16 protein-coding genes and 1 pseudogene are annotated in these 19878 nt (G+C 67.6%); 9 read left to right on the plus strand and 8 right to left on the minus strand.

Translation table 11 applies throughout. The features are described 5' to 3' along the window. Positions 1-212 precede the first annotated feature (212 nt). Together ACUZUJ_RS20365 and ACUZUJ_RS20370 are read right to left on the minus strand one after the other, a co-directional pair. Positions 213-920, minus strand: coding sequence for a helix-turn-helix transcriptional regulator (locus tag ACUZUJ_RS20365; protein WP_049443952.1), 708 nt, complete (start codon positions 918-920; stop codon positions 213-215). Then, the gene (locus ACUZUJ_RS20370) at positions 920-1555 is read right to left on the minus strand and encodes a Rossmann-fold NAD(P)-binding domain-containing protein (RefSeq protein WP_049444066.1); all 636 of its coding nucleotides are present in this window, start codon (positions 1553-1555) and stop codon (positions 920-922) included. The genes ACUZUJ_RS20365 and ACUZUJ_RS20370 overlap by 1 nt, the downstream gene beginning before the upstream one ends. 105 nt (positions 1556-1660) lie before the next feature. Between ACUZUJ_RS20370 and ACUZUJ_RS20375 the strand changes: the two genes are divergently transcribed. Continuing rightward, entirely contained in the window at positions 1661-3199 is a 1539-nt protein-coding gene (locus ACUZUJ_RS20375; RefSeq protein WP_014038768.1) for a GGDEF domain-containing protein, read from the plus strand. Positions 3200-3304: 105 nt separating this feature from the next. On the opposite strand, the gene ACUZUJ_RS20380 is transcribed toward ACUZUJ_RS20375, so the two are convergent. Next, entirely contained in the window at positions 3305-4231 is a 927-nt protein-coding gene (locus ACUZUJ_RS20380) for a DUF808 domain-containing protein (protein WP_049443955.1), read from the minus strand. A gap of 208 nt (positions 4232-4439) precedes the next feature. On the opposite strand from ACUZUJ_RS20380, the pseudogene ACUZUJ_RS20385 reads away from it, so the two are divergent. Together ACUZUJ_RS20385 and ACUZUJ_RS20390 are read left to right on the plus strand one after the other, a co-directional pair. Then, positions 4440-6086 (plus strand): annotated as a pseudogene (locus tag ACUZUJ_RS20385) (ABC1 kinase family protein); the annotation flags it as partial. Positions 6087-6330: 244 nt separating this feature from the next. Beyond that, positions 6331-8436 carry a phosphoglycerol transferase I gene (locus ACUZUJ_RS20390; protein WP_049443956.1) on the plus strand — a complete coding sequence of 702 codons (2106 nt, stop codon included), beginning with the start codon at positions 6331-6333 and terminating at the stop codon, positions 8434-8436. Between the two features lie 612 nt (positions 8437-9048). On the opposite strand, the gene ACUZUJ_RS20395 is transcribed toward ACUZUJ_RS20390, so the two are convergent. Beyond that, a complete protein-coding gene (locus tag ACUZUJ_RS20395; protein ID WP_049443959.1) occupies positions 9049-11469 on the minus strand; it encodes a DUF3772 domain-containing protein in 2421 nt (806 codons plus the stop codon). Positions 11470-11564: 95 nt separating this feature from the next. Further along, a complete protein-coding gene (locus ACUZUJ_RS20400) occupies positions 11565-11813 on the minus strand; it encodes a hypothetical protein (protein ID WP_006399378.1) in 249 nt (82 codons plus the stop codon). Positions 11814-11995: 182 nt separating this feature from the next. On the opposite strand from ACUZUJ_RS20400, the gene ACUZUJ_RS20405 reads away from it, so the two are divergent. The 3 genes from ACUZUJ_RS20405 (at position 11996) to ACUZUJ_RS20415 (ending at position 14318) form a co-directional block, all read left to right on the plus strand. After that, entirely contained in the window at positions 11996-12490 is a 495-nt protein-coding gene (locus tag ACUZUJ_RS20405) for a lipocalin family protein (protein WP_049443962.1), read from the plus strand. Positions 12491-12503: 13 nt separating this feature from the next. Continuing rightward, the gene (locus ACUZUJ_RS20410) at positions 12504-13712 is read left to right on the plus strand and encodes an NAD(P)/FAD-dependent oxidoreductase (protein WP_101766210.1); all 1209 of its coding nucleotides are present in this window, start codon (positions 12504-12506) and stop codon (positions 13710-13712) included. A 126-nt stretch (positions 13713-13838) separates the two neighbouring features. Beyond that, the gene (locus tag ACUZUJ_RS20415) at positions 13839-14318 is read left to right on the plus strand and encodes a hypothetical protein (RefSeq protein WP_014038776.1); all 480 of its coding nucleotides are present in this window, start codon (positions 13839-13841) and stop codon (positions 14316-14318) included. A 126-nt stretch (positions 14319-14444) separates the two neighbouring features. Here the strand turns inward: ACUZUJ_RS20415 and ACUZUJ_RS20420 are convergent, their stop codons facing one another. Beyond that, positions 14445-14879, minus strand: a complete 435-nt coding sequence (locus ACUZUJ_RS20420; RefSeq protein WP_119006856.1) for a PepSY domain-containing protein — start codon at positions 14877-14879, stop codon at positions 14445-14447. Between the two features lie 147 nt (positions 14880-15026). Here ACUZUJ_RS20420 and ACUZUJ_RS20425 point away from each other — a divergent pair, with 147 nt between their 5' ends. The 3 genes from ACUZUJ_RS20425 to ACUZUJ_RS20435 are packed head-to-tail and all read left to right on the plus strand — an operon-like array spanning position 15027 to position 17292. Next, positions 15027-15317, plus strand: a complete 291-nt coding sequence (locus tag ACUZUJ_RS20425) for a PepSY domain-containing protein (RefSeq protein WP_099589012.1) — start codon at positions 15027-15029, stop codon at positions 15315-15317. Continuing rightward, the gene (locus ACUZUJ_RS20430; protein WP_119006857.1) at positions 15317-15976 is read left to right on the plus strand and encodes a response regulator transcription factor; all 660 of its coding nucleotides are present in this window, start codon (positions 15317-15319) and stop codon (positions 15974-15976) included. Before ACUZUJ_RS20425 ends, ACUZUJ_RS20430 begins: the two co-directional genes overlap by 1 nt. Continuing rightward, positions 15973-17292, plus strand: a complete 1320-nt coding sequence (locus tag ACUZUJ_RS20435; protein ID WP_119007007.1) for a sensor histidine kinase — start codon at positions 15973-15975, stop codon at positions 17290-17292. Before ACUZUJ_RS20430 ends, ACUZUJ_RS20435 begins: the two co-directional genes overlap by 4 nt. A gap of 163 nt (positions 17293-17455) precedes the next feature. Here the strand turns inward: ACUZUJ_RS20435 and ACUZUJ_RS20440 are convergent, their stop codons facing one another. Both ACUZUJ_RS20440 and speA read right to left on the minus strand, forming a co-directional pair. After that, positions 17456-17776 carry a DUF6122 family protein gene (locus ACUZUJ_RS20440; protein ID WP_006474656.1) on the minus strand — a complete coding sequence of 107 codons (321 nt, stop codon included), beginning with the start codon at positions 17774-17776 and terminating at the stop codon, positions 17456-17458. Positions 17777-17813: 37 nt separating this feature from the next. Next, positions 17814-19703, minus strand: a complete 1890-nt coding sequence (gene speA / locus ACUZUJ_RS20445) for an arginine decarboxylase (protein ID WP_012512349.1) — start codon at positions 19701-19703, stop codon at positions 17814-17816. Positions 19704-19878 lie beyond the last annotated feature (175 nt).

A 19878-nucleotide genomic window follows, 5' to 3' on the forward strand; every position in this document is an offset into this window, starting at 1 on the left:
TGGTACGGCCCTGCTGACAGATTCTGTCAGTAGCGTCGAGCGTGTTCGACTGCTGTTGCCCCTGCCCTGGTAGAGGTCGAGCTTGCTCGACTGCTGTTCGCGAAGATCAAAGGCGGTCGAGCAAGCTCGACCCCTACCAGGAACGAAGAACGAAGGCCGCCCTCCCCCAGAAGCAGGAAGCGAAGCACAGAAGCAGTCGAGCAAGCTCGATGCTACGAACGGTCCAACCAGTCCGGAGCGATGCCCTGTGCCTTCTGCCAGCGCCGCAGGAGGGTGGCGCGTGGCACGAGGTAGTGATCCTCCAGCACACGCACCTGGCGGATGCGATCCAGGCGGAAATGACGGAAATCCTCGCGGCTCTCGCACCACGCCGCCAGCATCGGCACTTCATCGAAATAGCCCAGCGCGAACGGCCAGACGATGCGCTCGGTACGTTGGCCCTGCGCATCCTGGTAGCCAAACTGCAGTCGTTGTTGCGCGCTCACCGCTTCGCGCACAGCCTGCAGGCGCGCCGCCGGCACCTTGGCCGCCGTTCGCGAAGGTCCCACGCGCAGGCCACTGTCACGCAGCGCTTCGCGCCGTGCTGCAGGCAGTACATGCGCGATGCGCGCCAGGGCATCACGCGCGGCCTCGGCCAGCGCAGGCTCGGTGCGCGCCGCAACCCAGCGCAGGCCCAGCACCAGTGCATCGATCTCGGCGGGTGGCAGGGTCATCGGCGGCAGGGTATCGCTCGGTGCCAGCTGGTAGCCGACGCCGGCCTCACCACGCAGGTCGGCGCCCTGCTCGCGCAGGGTCTCGATATCGCGGTACAGCGTCCGCAGGCTGATGCCCAGCGCTTCGGCCAGCACCTGCCCCGCGACCGGCCGCCGATGGCGGCGCAGCAGCTGTTGAAGCTGGGTCAGGCGCAGCGCACGCGACATCAACCGACCAGTGCGCTGGAAGTCACCACGTGCTCGCCCGGCGGCGGAGCCAGCGCGGCATCCACCAGTGCCCTGGCAATCCGTTCGGCCGGATTGATCCGCCACGCCCGCGGCAACACCGGCCCCAACACGCCCAGCACCCGCAGGGCGAAGTGTTCGCCACGGCGCACCTGCTGCCGCTGCCCGCCAATCAGGCCGGGCCGCACCAGAGTGAGCGAAGCAAACTCGAGCGCGCGCAGATCGCGCTCCAGTTCACCCTTCACCCGGTTGTAGAAGATCGCGGAGCCTGCATTGGCCCCTGCTGCCGAATTCAGTACGAAGGCGCGCGCACCCTGGCCGCGTGCCAGCCGCGCAAATGCGAGCGGGTAGTCATGGTCGATGCGATGGAAGGCCTCACGGCTCCCCGCCTGGGCCATCGTGCTGCCCAGCGCGCAGATCACCGTATCGACCTGCGCCCAGTCGGGCGCCTCCGGCAGGGCGTCGAACTGCAGCAGCGGGGCGTACAGCTTCGGGTGGGCCAGGGTCAGCGCCCGTCGGGTCGGGGCCACCACGGCACGGCAGCGCGGGTCGTCCAGCAGCATCGGCAGGGCCAGCCCGCCGACCAGCCCGGTCGCCCCCAGCAACATCACGCGCATCACCACCTCCACTGCGGCATCCTGTCGCCCATCCTAGCCGTTCAAGCCGTCGGCGGCCGCGCCGATATGCTGGAACCAGTCCCTGCCAGCCCCAGGATTTGCTCGATGACGGACCAGCCCGACCACCGCCCTGCCCCCGGTACCGCCCTTGGGCCGCCGGCACGCGTCCGCGCGGTGGTGGATGACGGGCTGGGCGACCGCGTGGTGTTGCAGGGTGGCGGTGGCGTGGCCCTGCAGCAGCTGTTCGCCGGGGCCGACGCACCGGAGCCGCTGCTGGCCGCGTTCGCCAACGGCATGGCCACCCTGCCCGGCGAACTGGGCGACATGGGCGATCGCCTGCAGTCGGCACAGGCCAGCGCCGATTGGCCGCGCTACGGGCGCGCGATGCGGCAGCTGATCGACAAGTACATCCGCACCATCGAGCAGCATTCGCCGGACGGGCAGCCGGAAAGCCTGCGCCTGTCCGAGCAGCTGCGGCTGCTGCTGGGCGGCGCGGTGGTCGCGCTGCTGCAGCACGACCCGGACCTGCGCGAACAGGCGCAGGCGCTGGCCACGCGCCTGCGGCAGTGGCAGCCCGGCACGGCCCTGGAACCGATCGAACAAGGCGTGCGCGAACTCGGCCACCAGGTCGGCGTGCGCGCCGAGAGCTGGCAGGAGCAGCAGGCGTTGCTGCTGGAACTGTTTGCGTTGCTGCTGGAGAACGTGAGCGAGCTGCTGGATGACCGCAGCTGGCTGCAGGGCCAGATCGCGGCCGTACGCCAGCTGCTGGACGGGCCGTTGGAAGCTGAAGCGGTCGAGCGCACCCGCGCCGAGCTGCGCGAAGTGATCTATAAGCAGGGCCTGCTGCGCCAGGGCATCGACGATTCGAAGGCGGCGATGCGCGGGCTGATGGGCGAGTTCATCGAGCGCATGGATGGCATGGCCACCAGCACAGGTGAGTACCACGACCGCATCGGCAGCTACGCGCTGCAGCTGCGCGAGGCACGCAGCATCGCCGACCTCAACCAGCTGCTGCAGGACGTGATGCGCGACACCGGCAAGGTGCAGCAGCAGGCCGCACAGGCGCGCGATCACCTGGCCAACGCGCGCCAGGAAGTGGAGCGAGCAGAGCAGCGCATCGCCGAGCTGGAGCAGGAACTGCGCGCCGCTGGTGACCTGGCGCGCATCGATCCGCTGACCCAGGCACTGAACCGCCGTGGTCTGGACGAACTGCTGCAACGCGAGCTGGCCCGTGCCGCACGCAACAACTCCCCGCTGGGCGTGGCGGTGATCGACCTGGATGATTTCCACCAGACCAACGATGCACATGGCCATGCCGGTGGCGATGCACTGCTGCAGCACCTGGTGGCCGTCTGCAAGCTGCTGCTGCGCGCCACCGATGGCATCGCGCGGCTGGGTGGCGACGAGTTCGTGCTGGTGCTGCCGGAGACCCAGGGCGCCGACAGCATGGCCACCGTGCAGCGCTTGCAGCGTTCGTTGGCGCACCGCGTGCTGACCGTGCAGGACCGGCGCGTGCCGGTGCATTTCAGTGCCGGGCTGGCGCAATGGCAGCCCGGCGACGATACCGAGACCCTGCTGCGCCGCGCGGACGATGCGCTGTATGCGGCCAAGCGGCAGGGCAAGAACCGGGTGCAGGCGGGGTAGTTCTCCGGTACACCGAAAACGCTTCGGTAGGTGCCAACCTTGGTTGGCACGCGTGGAAACAAAGCGCCGACCAAGGTCGGCCTCTACCGGGCAATGGGCCGCCGCTTACTTCCCGCGCAGCTTCTGGAACCCGGTCACCGCTGCCAGCACGATGGCACCGGCGATGATGCCGACCACCATGTTGCCCACCGCACCGATCAGCCAGCCCCACTGCCCCTCGCCGCCCAGCGCCTGCACCGCGTGGTGCAGCGCCGGCACGTTGTGCACCAGGATGCCGCCGCCGACCAGGAACATGGCGATGGTGCCGGCCACCGACAGGAACTTCATCAGCCACGGCGCCGACGCCACCAGGCCGCGACCGAAGGCGGCAATGGCGCCGCCCTTGCGCGACAGATACAGGCCAACGTCATCGAGCTTGACGATGCCCGCCACCAGTCCGTAAACGAAGATCGTCATCGCCAGCGCCACCACCGCCAGAGTGATCAGCTGGTTGGTGAACGGCGCGGTGGCGACCACGCCCAGGGTCAGCACGATGATCTCGGCCGAAAGGATGAAGTCGGTGCGGATCGCGCCCTTCACCTTGTCCTTCTCCCACGCCACCATGTCCACCTCGGCATCGGCCAGCGCCTTGCGGCGCTCGGCCAGACGCTCGGCATCGTCGTCAGCCGAATGCAGGAAGCGGTGCGCCAGCTTCTCCACGCCCTCGAAGCAGAGGAAGGCACCACCGATCATCATCAGCGGCACGATCAGCGGCACGTTCCAGCCGCGGCTGTGCAGCCAGGCTTCCAGCGCACTGATCGCCAGGGCCGCCGGCACCAGGATCACCTTGTTGACCAGCGAGCCCTTGGCCACCGCCCACACCACCGGCAGTTCGCGGTTGGCGTTCACCCCGGTCACCTGCTGCGCGTTCAGCGCCAGATCGTCGCCCAGCACGCCTGCGGTCTTCTTTGCCGCGACCTTGGTCAGCACCGAGACATCGTCGAGCAGGGAGGCGATATCGTCGAGCAGGGCAAACAGGCTGGCACCGGCCATGGGGCGTCCAAGAAAGGGAATGAGCGGATTCTGACCGATACCGGGGCAGCTGCGGAAGCGGCCGGATTCACCGCGTGCCTACCGCCCCCCGGCGACACTGCGGAATCCGGACATTGCCGGCCAGCGGCCGGCACTACCTGTATTCGTCGCATGGGAGTGTCGCTTGAGCAATCCGCCCACCGCCAATGGCAACCCTCCGCTGGTCAAAGGCATGAACCGGCGCAGCCAGATCCTGCGCCTGCTGATGCGCTACCGCCATTCGGGCGTGTTCTCGGGCATGAACCTGGACGCGGCCAGCAACCAGGCCGACGTGCCCGCCGATGGCAACCCGGAACAGTTCGTCAGCGACCTGGAAGCGCTGGGGCCGACCTTCGTCAAGCTGGGCCAGATGCTGTCCACCCGCCCGGACATGGTGCCGGTGGAATTCGCCACCGCGCTGGAGCGCATGCAGGAAAAGGTGGCCGAGATCCCGGTCGAGCGCATCCACGCCATCGTCGAGCAGGAACTGGGCGCGCCGGTGAACAAGCTGTTCGCCGCGTTCGATCCGGAGCCGCTGGGCTGTGCCTCGATCGCGCAGGTGCATCGCGCGGTGCTGCACGATGGCCGCCAGGTGGCGGTGAAAGTGCAGAAGCCCGAGGTGGCCGCACAGCTGCGTTCGGACCTGGAGGCGCTGCGCAGCTTCGCGCTGGCCGCCGACCACCTGACCCAGGTCGGCCGCCGCGTGCGCCTGCGCGACTGGCTCAACGAGTTCGCCAAGACCCTGATGCAGGAGCTGGACTACCACGCCGAGGCCGAGAACCTGGCCCGGTTCGGCCGACACCTGAAGCCGTTCCGCCGCCTGTGGATTCCGCAGCCGCTGTGGGATTACAGCAGCCAGCGCGTGCTGACCATGGAACTGGCCACCGGCGTGCGCGTGGATGCGATTCCCGATGTGCGCCGCACCGAGCAATCGATGGACCCGCTGGCGGCGGCGCTGATCCGCGGCTACCTGGACCAGATCTTCGTGCACGGCGAAATCCATGCCGATCCGCACCCGGGCAACCTGCGGGTGATGCCCGATGGACGGCTGGCGATCTTCGACCTGGGCATGGTCGCGCACATGCCGCCGCGCCTGCGCGAGCGGCTGCTGAAGATCCTGTTCGCTGCCGTCGATGGCCGCGGCGAAGAAGTGGCCGACGACCTGATCAGCATCAGCACGCGGCTGGAGGCGTTCGATGAAGAACGCTACCTGCGCGAGACCGGCCAGCTGATCGCGCGCTACGCCGCCAGCGGCAGCTTCTCCGAAGGCCGCGTGGTGCTGGACATGGTGCGCATCGCCACCGCCTGCGGCCTGCGCACGCCGCCGGAACTGAGCCTGCTGGGCAAGGCCCTGCTCAACCTGGAAACCGTGTGCCGGCTGCTTGCACCCGAGCTGGAAACCCGCCGCATCGTCGAGCGCCAGCTGCAGCACGTGATGCGCGCACGCCTGAAGAAATCGCTGTCGGCCGCCAACATCGCCAGCGAGGCGATGGAGCTGCAGCAGCTGCTGCGCGATGGACCGCGCAAGCTGTCGGACATCATGGCGCTGCTGGCCGAAAACCGCCTGCAGATGAAGGTCACCGGCCTGGAAGAATCGCGGTTGATGGAAAACCTGCAGAAGATCGCCAACCGCGTGGCGGCCGGCATCATCAGCGCCGCATTGATCATGGCCGCCGCGATGATGATGAAGATCGACACCGGCTGGCACCTGTTCGGTTACCCGCTCATCGCCCTGATCCTGTTGTTCATCGGCGTGGTGCTCGGCTTGGGCATCGTAACCAGCGCATTGCTGTTCGACCGTCGTGCGCGGGCACGGGAAGAACGTGGGCATCGCTAGCGCATCGACGAAAACTCCCGTATTCATGCGGTTTTTAATGCAATCCAACGAACCCTTTCACGCTCGTTTTACCTTCTGAGCGCGATTGCGCGCGCGTTATTTCAACAAACATTTCAGTCAGGTTCGTGCATGCACTATCGGGTCATCGGCCTGTCATGTGCATGTGCTTGTGGCAGCGCCGGTCGGATGGACACGCGTCGGTACGACGTCCATCACCACCACCCCGTCACTGCCGAAGCTGCCTATGCTCTGGATACTGCTGCTGTCGTTGTTGCTGTTGTGCTGGTTGTTCCTCGCGTCCGGCAAATGGGTGAGGTGGAAGGCCGGTGCGTTCTCGCTGTTGCTGCTCACGCTCAGCGCGTGGTGGCTGATCGACAAGCTGTCCGGTGATGGGCTCAATGCCGCCACCCTGTACCACCTGGGCGCCGACATGGAAGGCGCCGGTGTCTCCGATTTCAAGGGCTATATCGCCGGCTTCATCGTGCTGGCGCTGGTCTCGCTGCTGCCGCTGTTCGCCACGCGGGTCAAACGCTGGCGCCGGCCCGGTCACGGTGGCGCGTTGTTCGCCGGTTTCGCGGCCGTGTGGGTGGCCACGATCATGATCAGCCCGCTGGCCCGCGACGGCCAGCGCCTGTACCAGCAGCTGCGCCCGGTCGACTTCGCCCGCATCGCCCCCGAGTACCAGGTACCGACGCAGCCGCTGCAACGCCCGCGCAACATCGTCTGGATCTACGGCGAAAGCCTGGAACGCACCTACCTGGACGAGAACGTGTTCCCGGGCCTGATGCCCAACCTCAATCGCCTCGCCAGCCAGTCGCTGGACGTGCGTGGGCTGGCCTCGGCCGAGGGCAGCGGCTGGACCATCGCCGGTCTGGTCTCGTCGATGTGCGGCGTGCCGCTGACCACCTCGCAGGGCGATGAGAACAGCATGGACCGGATGGGCAGCTTCCTGCCCAAGGCGGTGTGCCTGGGCGACTACCTGAAGCAGCAGGGCTACACCAACCACTATCTGGGCGGTGCCAACGGCCAGTTCGCCGGCAAGGGCCAGTTCCTGGCCAGCCACGGTTTCGATGAAGTGCATGACCTGGCGTGGTTCAAGCAGCAGAAGAAGATCGGCCGCATCCACTACTCGGCCTGGGGCGTGCACGACGACGTGCTGCTGGACACCGCCTACCAGCGCTTCGAACAGCTCTCGCGTGCGGGCTCACCGTTCATGCTCACCACGCTGACCATGGACACCCACCACCCGGCCGGTCACCTGCCGGTGTCGTGCAAGGGCGAGCGCTACCAGAGCCAGTACGGCAACATCAACATGCTCAACGCGCTCAAGTGCAGCGACCGGCTGATCTCGCAGCTGGTGCAGCGCATCCAGGCCAGCCCGTACGGCAAGGACACGCTGATCGTGATCGCCTCCGACCACCTGGCGATGCCCAACGATCTGACCCACATCCTGACCCGGCAGAAGCGCGAGAACCTGCTGCTGTTCCTGGGGGATGGCATTGCCCCGCAGCAGCTCAGCACCGAGGCCGGCACCACCCTGGATTCGGGTGCGACCCTGCTCAGCCTGCTGGACCCGAACCTGAAGACGATGGGCTTCGGCCGTTCGCTGATCGATACCCAGCGCGCACCCAGCGCCAGCGTGGCCACCCAGCGCGATGGCGGCCGCGATTACCCGCAGTACCTGGCGTTCGCCCGTTCGCTGTGGCTGGGCGAACCGACCCGCGAACTGAAGATCGACGGCGATGACCAGGTGGTGGTCGGCCTGCAGCACGTGCAGCCGCCGGTGCTGCTGGAGTACGACAAGGACTGGAGTCTGAAGTCCGTGTACCTGGAAAACACCTCGCGCCAGTTCGATGATGCCAGTCCGGACAACACCCTGGCCTACGTCGACCGTTGCACCGCGTTCGAGGATGGCTCGGCCGACGGTGACTGGTGCGCCCTGCTGGTCAACCGTGACAATGGCATCAAGCTGTACCGCGACAACGACCTGCGTGGCGGCATTGCCGTGGATGCACCGCTGGATGCGTTCCAGGGCCCGCGCCCGAGCGTGCGCCAGGCACACATGATCACCCAGAAGGGCCGCCGTACCCGTGCCGGCCAGTACATGCTGCAGCTGGTGGCAAGCACGCGCCCGGATCGTGGTTTCTGGATCGAGGCGGTGTCCTCGCAGCGCAAGGTGGTACTGGCGCAGCAGTGGGTGCAGCCCGATGCCAACGGCAAGATCAACGTGTCGTTCGGTCTGGACCACGAAGTGGATGATCTGGAGATCCGCGCGTGGTTGAACCACGCCGAGAAGCTGGCGGTGGACACGTTCGCACTGGTGCCCTCGCGCAGCCGACCACGAGGATAGGGGTTTCTTTGCAGGGCTGCGCCCTGCGCCCGTGGTAGTGCCGGCCGCTGGCCGGCAACCTTAGAAGCAACAGCAACAGCGGGCATTCCGTGGGATGGCGGGGCGGTGTGGGGTGGCAGGACACGCCGTAAACCCGTCCATGGGGGCTCGATGGCGCCATCCGTGGCGCCAACGGTCCTGCCACCCCACACCGCCTCACCTCTGACAGATTCCTAGCATCTGGTAGATCCACGCCATGCGTGGATGAATCTCCATCGAAATCGAATATTTCGACAATTGATCGAAGAACATCCACGCATGGCGTGGATCTACGTGTCGACCAAGGTCAACACCCACCAAGAGCACGCCATGCCATTCCGACAGATCGCGGCAAATTGTCAAAGGCGGGGTGGGTCCGGTTGCGGGAGTGTCCGCGGCATGGATGCCGCGGCCAAGCCCCCAGGGATGGGTTTACGGCGCCTCCCGCAACCGGCCCCACCCCGCCATCCCACAGGAAACCAGCTTTTGCCGTTGCGGTTGCGGTTGCGGTTGCGGTTGCGGTTGCGGTTGCGGTTGCTGTTGCCTTTGCTCCGGCTCGTAGCAGGTGCAGGGCGCAGCCCTGCAAAGAACCCCCTACTCCTGCGGATCGCGGGTGATGTGGATGTCGGTCGGGGTCGACAGCGGAATGTTCCGCTCGGCCAGGATCTGCAGCAGGCTGAAGTACAGATCGCTGCGGGTGGCATACACCTGCCGCGGGCTGGCCACGTACGCGAAGCTGTTGATGGTGATCTGGCCACCGGCAATGCTGTCGATGTAGACCGTCGGTGCCGGCTGCTTCAGCACGTTGGTGTGCGCGGTATACGCATCCAGCAGCGCCTGCCGCAGGTTGCCGACATCGGTGCTGGGGGGCACCGCGAACTGGATCTGGATGCGGCCCTGGTTGTTGCCCATCGTCATGTTGCGCACGGTCTTGGTGACCAGCTCGGAGTTGGGCACGATCAGCGTCGACTTGTCGCCCACCTGGATCTCGGTCGAACGCAGGCTGATGCGGCGGATGTCGCCTTCCTGGTCGCCCAGCTTCACCCAGTCGCCGATTTTCACCGGGCGCTCGGCCAGCAGGATCAGGCCGGACACGAAGTTCTGGGTGATCACCTGCAGGCCGAAACCAATACCCACCGACAGCGCGCTGACCAGCAACGCCAGCTTGCTCAGCTGCAGGCCCATCGCGCTCAGCGCCCAGATCACCGCGATGATGATGCCCACGTAACGGGCAACGGTACTCACCGAATTGCGCGCACCCAGGTCCAGCTCGGTCTTGGGCAGGTAGGTGTCGGTCAGCCAGCGCTGTACCAGCTGGGTAACGGCCAGGCCAGCCAGCAGAACCAACACCGCCAGCACGATGCGCACCGGCTCCAGCTTGGTTCCGCCAATATCGAATCCAGAGGTGAACAGCGAAGAAAAGCGCTCCACCACCGCGCCGATGTTGCCGAACGGCGCCACCAGCGCCAGCAGTGCAAGCAGCACGACAATCGTGCGCAACGCCGCCGACAGCAGCACGCCCGCCTGTTCCAGCCGCGACACGCTCAGGCCGGTGCTGAGCAGGATGGTCTGGCCGACCTTGCTGTCGGCGTTGAGCATCCACGTGCTCAGGTCGTCGACGAACTTGAACAGCAGGGTCGCGGCCAGCACTACGATGCTGCCGCCGATCAGCTGCTGGTTCACGAACTTGGCAAAATTCAGGTAGCCCAGCAACGTGGCAATGATGGCGGCCACCACGGCGATATTGCCCGCTACCCGGGCCAGTACCAGCCAGCTGCTGCGGCGCACTGGCGTACTCACGCCAAGGCCATCGGCCTGTGCTTCCAGCTTAGCCTCGGCCTCGGCGGTCTGCCGCCGATGCAGGCGCGCCAGGGTCACCAACATGGCCATGATCAGGCCGAGGTAGGTCAGCGCAATCAAGCCGTCCAACGCCACCGTGGTGACATCGCTGGTGCGCGTGGCCTGGTCGAGGGCCACCAGCACCGTGCTCAGCCAGGCCAGCGCCGCCGCGCCCCACGCGTACTTGCGCACCTTCAGCGCGGCGGTATCGTCCAGGTTCAACAGCCGCCATGACGGGCGCTTGGGCACCAGCAGGCAGGCGCTGAGCGCTGCAATGAAGGCCGCACGGAAGGTGGCGGTCTCCAGGCCGTCGGCCACCACCTGCAGGCGCGGCGCGATCGCATCGATGGCATCCAGCGCCGCCATCAGTACCACCACGGCATAACCAGGCAGCAGCGTACCCACCAGCAGCAGCCACATGGCCAGGCCAGACCGGCGCAGGCGACCGTCAGGCGCGCGCTCGGACGCGGCGAACCTGCGTCCCAGCGCGCGCAGCCACAGCCGCAGCGGGAACATCATCACCAGCGCGGCCAGCAGGCCCAGCAACGGCGTGCCCCAGCCATGGGTGCGGATGCCGGCGACCAGCGCGTCGCGCCCCTGCTCGGCCAACGGCGCAACGCGCGCGATATCGATCGGCAGGCGCTCGGCCACCTTGCTCCACAGCGCAGGCGACAGCGGCGAGGCGACCTTCTGGCCCAGTTCTTCCGTGCGTTGTGCGGTGCGCTGCTGCTCGATGTCCGCCGCCAGCTGCTGCGCACGCACGGCACTGGCCTTGGCCTGCACCACCGAAGCGGCCAGGCCGTCGCGCTGCTTGGTGAGGGTGCGCCGTTGCGCCGCCAGCTCCGGCGGCTCAGTGGCGCCTTCTGCCGGCGTTCCCAGCTGCGCCAGCTGTTCGTTGAGTCGATCCAACTGTGGCTGCAGCGCCTTTTCCAGCGCCTCGGCGTCACGCCGTGCCTGCGAGGCATTCTCGGACAGCATCGCCAGCGTCTCGGTGGCTTCTGCATCGCCACGCTTGCGCTCCACATCCTTCAGGCTGGAATCGATATCCGCCAGCTGCTGCTTCGGCGTGGGGTCCTCATCCTGCGCAAGCACCGGCGCGGACAGCAGGAAGGCGGTGCACAGCAGCAGGACCCACCAGGCCCCCCGTGCACGGATCGATCGCAGGAAAGAAGACACGCAGCCACACCGGTTCGCGCGGACCACCGCGCCTGCGCGCGACTATACGGCAGAGGCGGTCAAGGCCGGATGGGCGCCCCCGCCAGCGTCGCGCATCAGTACTTCAGGCGCAGCTCTTCCACCGTCGGCTGCTGCAGCGCGTACCAGTCCTGGAACTCTTCCTCGGTGATCTCATCGGGCGCGTACACCGCCACCGGGTGCCAGTCGTGGTCGGTCGGCAGCGGCTGCCGCGGGCCGGCACGCAGGCTGTAGGCCACGCCCTCGTAGTCGACCAGGTCGTCGACCTGCGGCCACTGTTCGCGCGCGAACGCGGATTCACTCTTCAACAGGATCACCTGGTACATCGGCACCTCCACCTCGGTTGGATCAGGAAAACACGGCGCTGGCGGCAGGATACCGCCACGCCGGTGACAACGGGCGCTCCGCCGGGGCGACGGAACGTTCTGGACACGGCCATCGCCCCGGCTTCACCCGCCCATGGCAAGGCCATCGGCATCGTGGAGGCCCACCCCTGCCACGACCGCCGATGACCGACCACCCGCCGCTGAAGACCGTCGCTGACCTCAAGCTGCCCCGCTACCTGGGCACCTGGTACGAGATCGCGCGCCTGCCGATGCGCCACGAGCCGGAGGGCTGCACCGACGTGTCTGCGCACTACACCCTGCTCGACAACGGCAACGTCGGCGTCACCAACCGCTGCCGCATGGACGGCGAGATCGAGGAAGCCACCGGCGAGGCCTGCGCCGTCGACAACGACAGCGCGCGCCTGGAGGTGAGTTTCCTGCCCAAGGGCCTGCGCTGGTTGCCGTTCGCCAAGGGCGACTACTGGGTGATCCAGGTTGCCCCGGACTACAGCGTGTCGCTGGTCGGCAGCCCGGACCGCAAGTACCTGTGGCTGCTGGCGCGCGAGCCGCGCTTGGACGCGACCGTGCAGGACCATTATCTGGCGGCGGCCCGCCTGCAGGGCTTCGATCTGTCCGAACTGATCCAGACGCCGCATACCGGCCAGCCCACGGCCTGAGCCACGCACGGCCATGGACCTGAAGAGCGGTTACCCGTGGTGGGCGGTGCGCAACGGCCTGATCCACGCCTTCCCGCCGCTGCAGCAGAACCTGCGCTGCGACGTGCTGGTGGTCGGCGGCGGCATCACCGGTGCGCTGATCGCCGACGAGCTGTCCCAGCATGGCCACGACGTTGCAGTGATCGAACAGCGCGACATCGGCTGGGGCAGCACCGCCGCCAGCACCGCCCTGCTGCAGTACGAGATCGATACCCATCTGCTGGAACTGGCCGAGCGCTACGGGCAGGACGCCGCTGCACTGGCGTACCGGGCCTGCGCGGAGGCAATCCCGGCACTGGCCGAGGTGGCGCGCGGGGTGAAGGACGTGGATTTCCAGCGCATGGACAGCCTGTACCTGGCCAGCCGCCTTCGCGACGTGCCGCGCCTGATGGCCGAGGGCGAGGCGCGGCGCGGCATCGGCCTGGATGCCCGTTGGCTGGGCCCGGAGGCACTACGGGAACGCTTCAACGTGGACGCTGGCGGGGCCCTGCTGACCCGGCAGGCCGCGCGGGTCGATCCCTACCGCCTGACCTATGCGCTGCTGCAACGCGTGTGCCGGCGCGGCAGCAATGTGCATGACCGCACGGTGCTGCATACGCTGACACCCACCGCGCGCGGCGTGAGCGCCCTCACCGAGGGCGGCGCCACCATCCACGCCCGCCACGTGGTGCTGGCAATGGGCTATGCCAACCAGACATGGCTGCAGCAGCGGGTCGCGCGCAACCGCAGCAGCTATGCCTTCATCACCGATCCCATCGATGCGGACGTGCTGGGCAGGCTGCGCAACACGATGGTGTGGGAGAGCGCACGCCCCTACCTGTACCTGCGCGCCACCGGCGACCGCCGCCTGCTGGTGGGCGGGCTGGACGACGCCATCGATATCCCGGCCCGGCGCGACCGGCGCGTACAGCGCAAGGCCGACAAGCTGATGAAACAGCTGCTGCATTGGTTCCCGCGGCTGGACCCGGTGCCGGCCTTCTCCTGGGCCGGGACCTTCGCCGAGACGGCGGACGGCCTGCCGTTCTTCGGCCCCCACGCGCAGTGGGGCCCGCGGGTGCATTTCGCCATGGCCTACGGCGGCAACGGCATCACCTATTCGATGATCGGCGCCCAGCTGCTGCGGGCCCGGATCGAGCGGCGCAGGCATGCGCTGGAAGGGCTGTTCGGGTTCGGGCGGCTGTAGCGCGCAGCCCGGCAGCGTCCGGCTCTACCCCAATCCGGCGCCGACAGGCATCATTCAAGCAACCCCTGCTAGCGTCGGCCTGTACCGCCGCGTGTTGCGTGGCCACCTGTCCGCTGGAGCGCCGTCATGATCCGCCCCCTGACCCTGCTGCTGTGCCTGGCCCTGCCGGGAACCGTGCTGGCCCAGTCCGCCGCTGGCGCCACCGCGCCGCAGGCTGCCGGCCTGGACCTGACGCTGCCGCAGGCGCCGATGCGCTACCTCAACGACCCGGCCCTGCAGCAGGACCCGCCCGGCACCTATTACGGTGACAAGAGCGGCCCGCGCGTGCACGACGACGCCAAGATCGCCGACGTGACCGACGACAAGGTCAAGGTGTCCGGCAGCTTCACCACCGGCATCGGCTATTCGAAGAACGGCGGCAACAGCCACTACAACGCGGCCACGCTGAACCTCAGCAAGAACTACACCACCGATGAAGGCAAGACCCACGGGGTCAACCTCAACATCCACGTGAGTGAAGGCAAGGGCCCGGGCTTCTTCGGCCCGTATGGCGGCTACTACGGGCGTGGCCCGGGCTGGGATTACCCGCCGCCGTACGGCTGGTAAGCCACCCCTGTAGAGCCGAGTCCATGCCCGGTTGGTAACCGCGCGGTAGCGCCGGCCGCTGGCCGGCGACTCGCGGGGCTGGAAGCGATCATGGGTTGCCGGCCAGCGGCCGGCACTACCAGCAGGTCAATCCAGCCAGCCATCGCGCTCGCTGTGCAAGATGCGGCCGTCATAACCGCTCAGGCGCACGTCCACCTTCTGGTTGCGGGCATTGCGGGCTTCCAGCGACCAGGTCGCGCCATCGCGTTCCAGCGAATGGATCTCGCGCAGGCCATGCGCCTGTGCACGTGCCAGCACCTGCTCGGTGGTCAGCAGCGCGCGGCCGCTGTGCTCATCGAAGATCTCGCCGGTCTTCGGGTCCACGTAGACCTCGCTGAAGCGGCCATCGGCGCGGCTCACGTCGGCTTCCCACAGGCCATCATCGCGTTCGATCTCGTGGATCTGGGTATAGCCGGCCTTGCGCAGGGTCTGTTCGACCTGGGCCATGCCCAGCGGCGCGGCCTGTGCGGCCGGTGCGATGGCCAGCAGGGTAACGGTGGCGAGGGCAAGCGACTTCAACATGGGGGTTCTCCTGTTCGTGTTCGTGGCCGGACCATCCCGGCAACGCCACGATGCATGCCCCGGTTAACAGCGCCTTAGCCGTGGCTGTTAGCCGGCTGTTAGTCATCCCCGCCACACTCGCGCCTGTTCCCCTCCTTCCGTGCCCGCATGCTCGCCACCCTGCCCCTGCTGCTGGCCCTGGCCAGCGCCCCGACCGCCGCCGCGCCCGCACAGGACCCGGCGCAGCAGGTCGCGCGCCGCGCCGTGCAGCAGGGCCGCTACGTGCCGCTGGAAAGCGTGGTGCGCGATGCACTCAAGCGCTACCCGGGCCAGTTGCTGGAAGTGGAGCTGGACGACGGCGTCTACGAGGTGGAGATCCTGCGCGGCGACGGCGTAGTGGTGGAGCTGGACTATGATGCGCGCAGCGGAAAGCTGCTGAAGACGGAGCTCGACGACTGATGCGCATCCTGTTGGCCGAAGACGATGCCGCACTGGCACAGCGCCTGGTGCCCCTGCTGGAACAGGCCGGCTATGTGGTGCACGTGGTCGCCGATGGCCGCGAGGCCGAAGAGATCGGCCAGATCGAGGACCTGCAGGCCGCCATCGTCGACCTCGGCCTGCCCGGGCTGGACGGACTGAGCGTGATCGAGCGCTGGCGCGGCAACGGCCGCGACTTCCCGGTGCTGGTACTGACCGCGCGCGGGCGCTGGCACGACAAGCTGGCAGGCTTCGATGCCGGTGCCGACGATTACCTCACCAAACCGTTCCAGGCCGACGAACTGGTGCTGCGCCTGCGCGCGTTGATCCGCCGCAGCCACGGCCACGCCAGCCCTCGCCTGCACTGCGGCCCGCTGCAACTGGACGTCAATGCAGGCCGCTTCGAGCTGGATGGGCAGGCGCTGCCCCTCAGTCCGCAGGAATTCCGCCTGCTCAGTTACTTCATCCACCACAGCGGTCAGGTGATCGGCCGCGACCGGCTGGGTGAACAGGTGTTCGACGGCGGCCATGACCCGGACTCCAACGCACTGGATGTGCTGCTCGGACGGGTGCGCCGCAAGCTCGGCATCGACCTGATCCAGACCGTGCGCGGCCAGGGTTGGCGGCTGGCCGCGCCATGAACCGGCAACCGTCGCTGCGGCGGCGCCTGCTGCTGGCCGGTGGCGTCGGCCTGCTGCTGGTCTCGCTGCTGGCCAGCGCACTGCTGGGCGAGCTGTTCAAGCGCAGCGCGCGCGACCGCCTCGACCACGAACTACAGCAGGACATGCTGACCCTGCTGGCACAGGCCGAAGTGGACCCGGAAGGACAGCTGCGGCTGCGCCAGGAACCCAATGACGCGCGCTTCCAGCGTGTGTTCTCCGGTGCCTACTGGCAGATCGCCGGTGCCGATGGCCGCGTGCTGCTGCAGTCGCGCTCGCTGTGGGATGAAACCCTGCCGGCGCCGGCTGCCGGGCCGGCCACGCGCAATCTGCCCGGACCGCTGCAGCAATCCCTGCGCGCACGCGTGCAGCAGGTGCGCCTGCCGCGCGCGAGCGAACCGTTCGTGGCGGTGGTCGCCACCGATCGCAGCGCACTGGATGCGGATGTTGCCGCGTTCCGCAAACGCACCGCCATCGCCCTGGGCGTACTGGTTGCGGCGTGGCTGGCGGTGCTGGCCAGCCAGGTGCACTTCGGCCTGCGCCCACTGCATCGCCTCGGCGAGCAGCTGGAACGGGTACGCCGCGGCGACGCGCAACGCATCGACACGCAGGAACTGGGCGCGGAAGTCGCACCGCTGGGGGAAGAACTCAACGCGCTGCTGGACCACCAGCAACGCATGGTTGCGCGCGCACGCACCAGTGCACAGGATCTGGCGCATGCACTGAAGACCCCGCTGAGCGTATTGGCCACCGAAGCGGACGGCGACGGCACGCACTGGCGTGCCGCCGTGCGCGAACAGAGTGCGCGCATGCAGGCCAGTGTCGACCGTTACCTGGCTGCAGGACTGGCTGCCGACCATCGCCAGCGCACCGACGTGGCGGCCGTCGCGCAGGCGATGTGCCGGCTGATGGCACGCGTGCATGGCGAACGTGGCATCACATTCACGGCGGAAGGCATCGATCCGGCGTTGCAGTTCGCCGGTGCCAGTGCGGATCTGGAAGAAATGCTGGGCAACCTGCTGGACAACGCCGGGCGCTGGGCGAAACGGCAGGTCACTGTCGAAGCGGAAAGCAGCGAAGGGCAGCTGCGCATCGAAGTGCGCGACGACGGTCCCGGCCTGGCTGCAGATGCGCTGGAACGGGTCACCCAGCGCGGCGTGCGGCTGGATGAGCGCGAGGGCAGCAGTGGGCTGGGGTTGGCCATCGTGGGCGATATCGCCGCCAGTTATGGCGGGCACGTGGCGTTGGAGAATGCGCAGCCCGGCCTGCGCGCAACGTTGTGGTTGCCGGTGGCGTGAAGCGACCAACCTGACGGTGGGTAGTGCCGGCCGCTGGCCGGCAACCACGCGGTCATCGGGAACACCCTGCGGAAGCCGGCCAGCGGCCGGCTCTACCAAGCGCCAATCCGACCGGTCGCCGTGCCCCCGGTAGGTGTCGACCTTGGTCGACACGCACCCAGCATCAACGGTGATGCATCCACCAGCAATCAATCGCGTCCAGCACGATGTGGATCATCAAACCGATGCCGAACAACCGCGTTTTCTTCGGCACGCACAGCCCGGCATAGACCGCGATGGCCGGTGCGGTGTGCAGCGGATGAAAACCGATGCTGCAGCGGTTCGGTGCGTAGATCGGATCCGCCAACAGGTGGTCCAGATCAATGATCCAGCCCAGCAGCATCAGCAGCCACGCCGAGGCGAAGCGCTTGCGCCAGAACAGCCATGCCAGCAGCGCTGGCACGGCGGCATGCAGGAACAGGTGGAAGATCGCGCGCGCGCTCATCGGCAACGGTGGCGCCGGGCAGGCCCGGCACCGTCCATCAGACCAGCGGTTCGTCGGACAGGTAGGTGTAACCGGTCAGGCCGGCTTCCAGCGCCTCCGACAGCTCCTGCGCGCGTTCCGGCGACAGCTGCGCCTCGGCCACGCGCTGCGCATAGGTCGCACGCAGTTCGTCCAGGCGGTAACCCACGTAATCCAGCATCACATCGGTGGTGTCGCCACGGCGCTGCTGGGTAATGGCATAGCCATCGGCATCGGCCAGCACTTCCACCGCGTCGGTATCGCCGAACAGGTTGTGGATGTCGCCCAGGATCTCCTGGTAGGCGCCGACCATGAAGAAGCCGATGCGGTAGCTCTCGCCCGGCTTCATCTTGTGCAGCGGCAGCGAGCTGTCCAGGCTCTCGTTCTCGACATAGGTTTCCACCATGCCGTCCGAGTCGCAGGTCATGTCGGCGATGATGCCGCGGCGGTCCGGGGTTTCGTCCAGGCGCTCGATCGGCACGATCGGGAACACCTGGTCGATCGCCCACACGTCCGGGATCGATTCGAACACGCTGAAGTTGACGAAATACTTGTCGACCAGGCGCTCGTTCAGTTCGTCCAGCACCGGGCGATGGCTCTTCTCGTCATAGCTCAGGCGCGCACGCACGCCGTGGGCGATGGCGTAGAACAGATCGTCGATGCGCGCACGCTGCGGCAGGTCGATCTGGCCCAGCGCATAGCTGGCCAGACCTTCGGCGTGGAAGTGCTGTGCCTCCTGGAACAGCTCCACCGCCGGGCGCACGTCCAGCTCGTCGTGGATCTCGCGCAGGTGGCGGATCGCCGCCGGCTCGTCGTCGTGCTGGTCCGGCACGCGGCCTTCCTGCGCTTCTTCCACTTCCGACACATTGGCGATCAGCACCGCGTGGTGCGCGGTCATCGCGCGGCCGCACTCGGTGACGATGCGCGGCGGGGTCAGGCCGAATTCTTCGCAGGCATTGGCCAGCGGCTGCACGATGTTGCTGGCGTAGGAATGCAGGCCGTAGTTGATCGAGCAGAAGCTGCGCGAACGGGTGCCTTCATAGTCCACGCCCAGGCCGCCGCCCACATCGACGTGGGTGATCTTCGCGCCCAGGCGCGACAGCTCCACGAAGTAGCGGGTGGCTTCGCGCATGCCGTTGGCGATGTCGCGCACGTTGGAGATCTGCGAACCCATGTGGAAGTGCAGCAGGTTCAGGCAGTCGGCGTACTCGGTGTCACGCAGCGACTTCCACAGGTCCAGCAGCTGGCGCGGGGACAGGCCGAACTTGGCCTTGTCGCCACCGCTGTTCTGCCACTTGCCGGCGCCCAGCGAGGCCAGGCGCATGCGCACGCCCAGGCCCGGCTTCACGTCCAGCGCCTTGGACTCTTCCAGCACCAGCTTCAGCTCGGACGGCTTCTCGATGACGATGAAGGTCTGCAGGCCCAGCTTGCGGCCGATCAGGGCCAGGCGGATGTACTCGCGGTCCTTGTAGCCGTTGCAGACGATCAGGCCACCCGGGCGCGACAGCGCCAGCACGGCCATCAGCTCGGGCTTGCTGCCCGCTTCCAGGCCGAAGCCCTCGCCGTGGTGGCTGGCCAGGGTGCCGGCCACGCCGCGGGTCTGGTTGACCTTGATCGGATACACGGCGGTGTAGCCGCCGCTGTACTCCCAGTCCTGCTGGGCCTGGCCGAAGGCCGCCTGCAGCTTGCCCAGGCGCTGGCCGAGGATGTCCGGGAAGCGCACCAGCAGCGGCAGCTTGGCGCCGGCCGCACGGGCGGCGTCCACCACCTTGGGCAGCGACACCACCGGGCCGTCCGCCCCGGTCGGTCTCACCACCATGTGCCCGGCCTGATCCACGTCGAAGTAACCGTCCGCCCAATGCGGGATCGAGTAGGTCTTGCGGGCTTGGTCGAGGGACCAATCGGTCATTTCAGTCGGCCTTGTTGGCAATAAAAGGGGGGGCATGATAACGCCTATATGCCCACAGGTTCGTTATCATGCGCGCCCGCGCCCGTGACAGGTTTCAACCTGAACGGGCCGATCCGTCCGGATGTGGCATCTGTGCCACGCGGCCCCGCCCGCCAGCCCGGCTTCACCCCTCCGA

This window comes from Stenotrophomonas sp. S4, assembly GCF_054187805.2.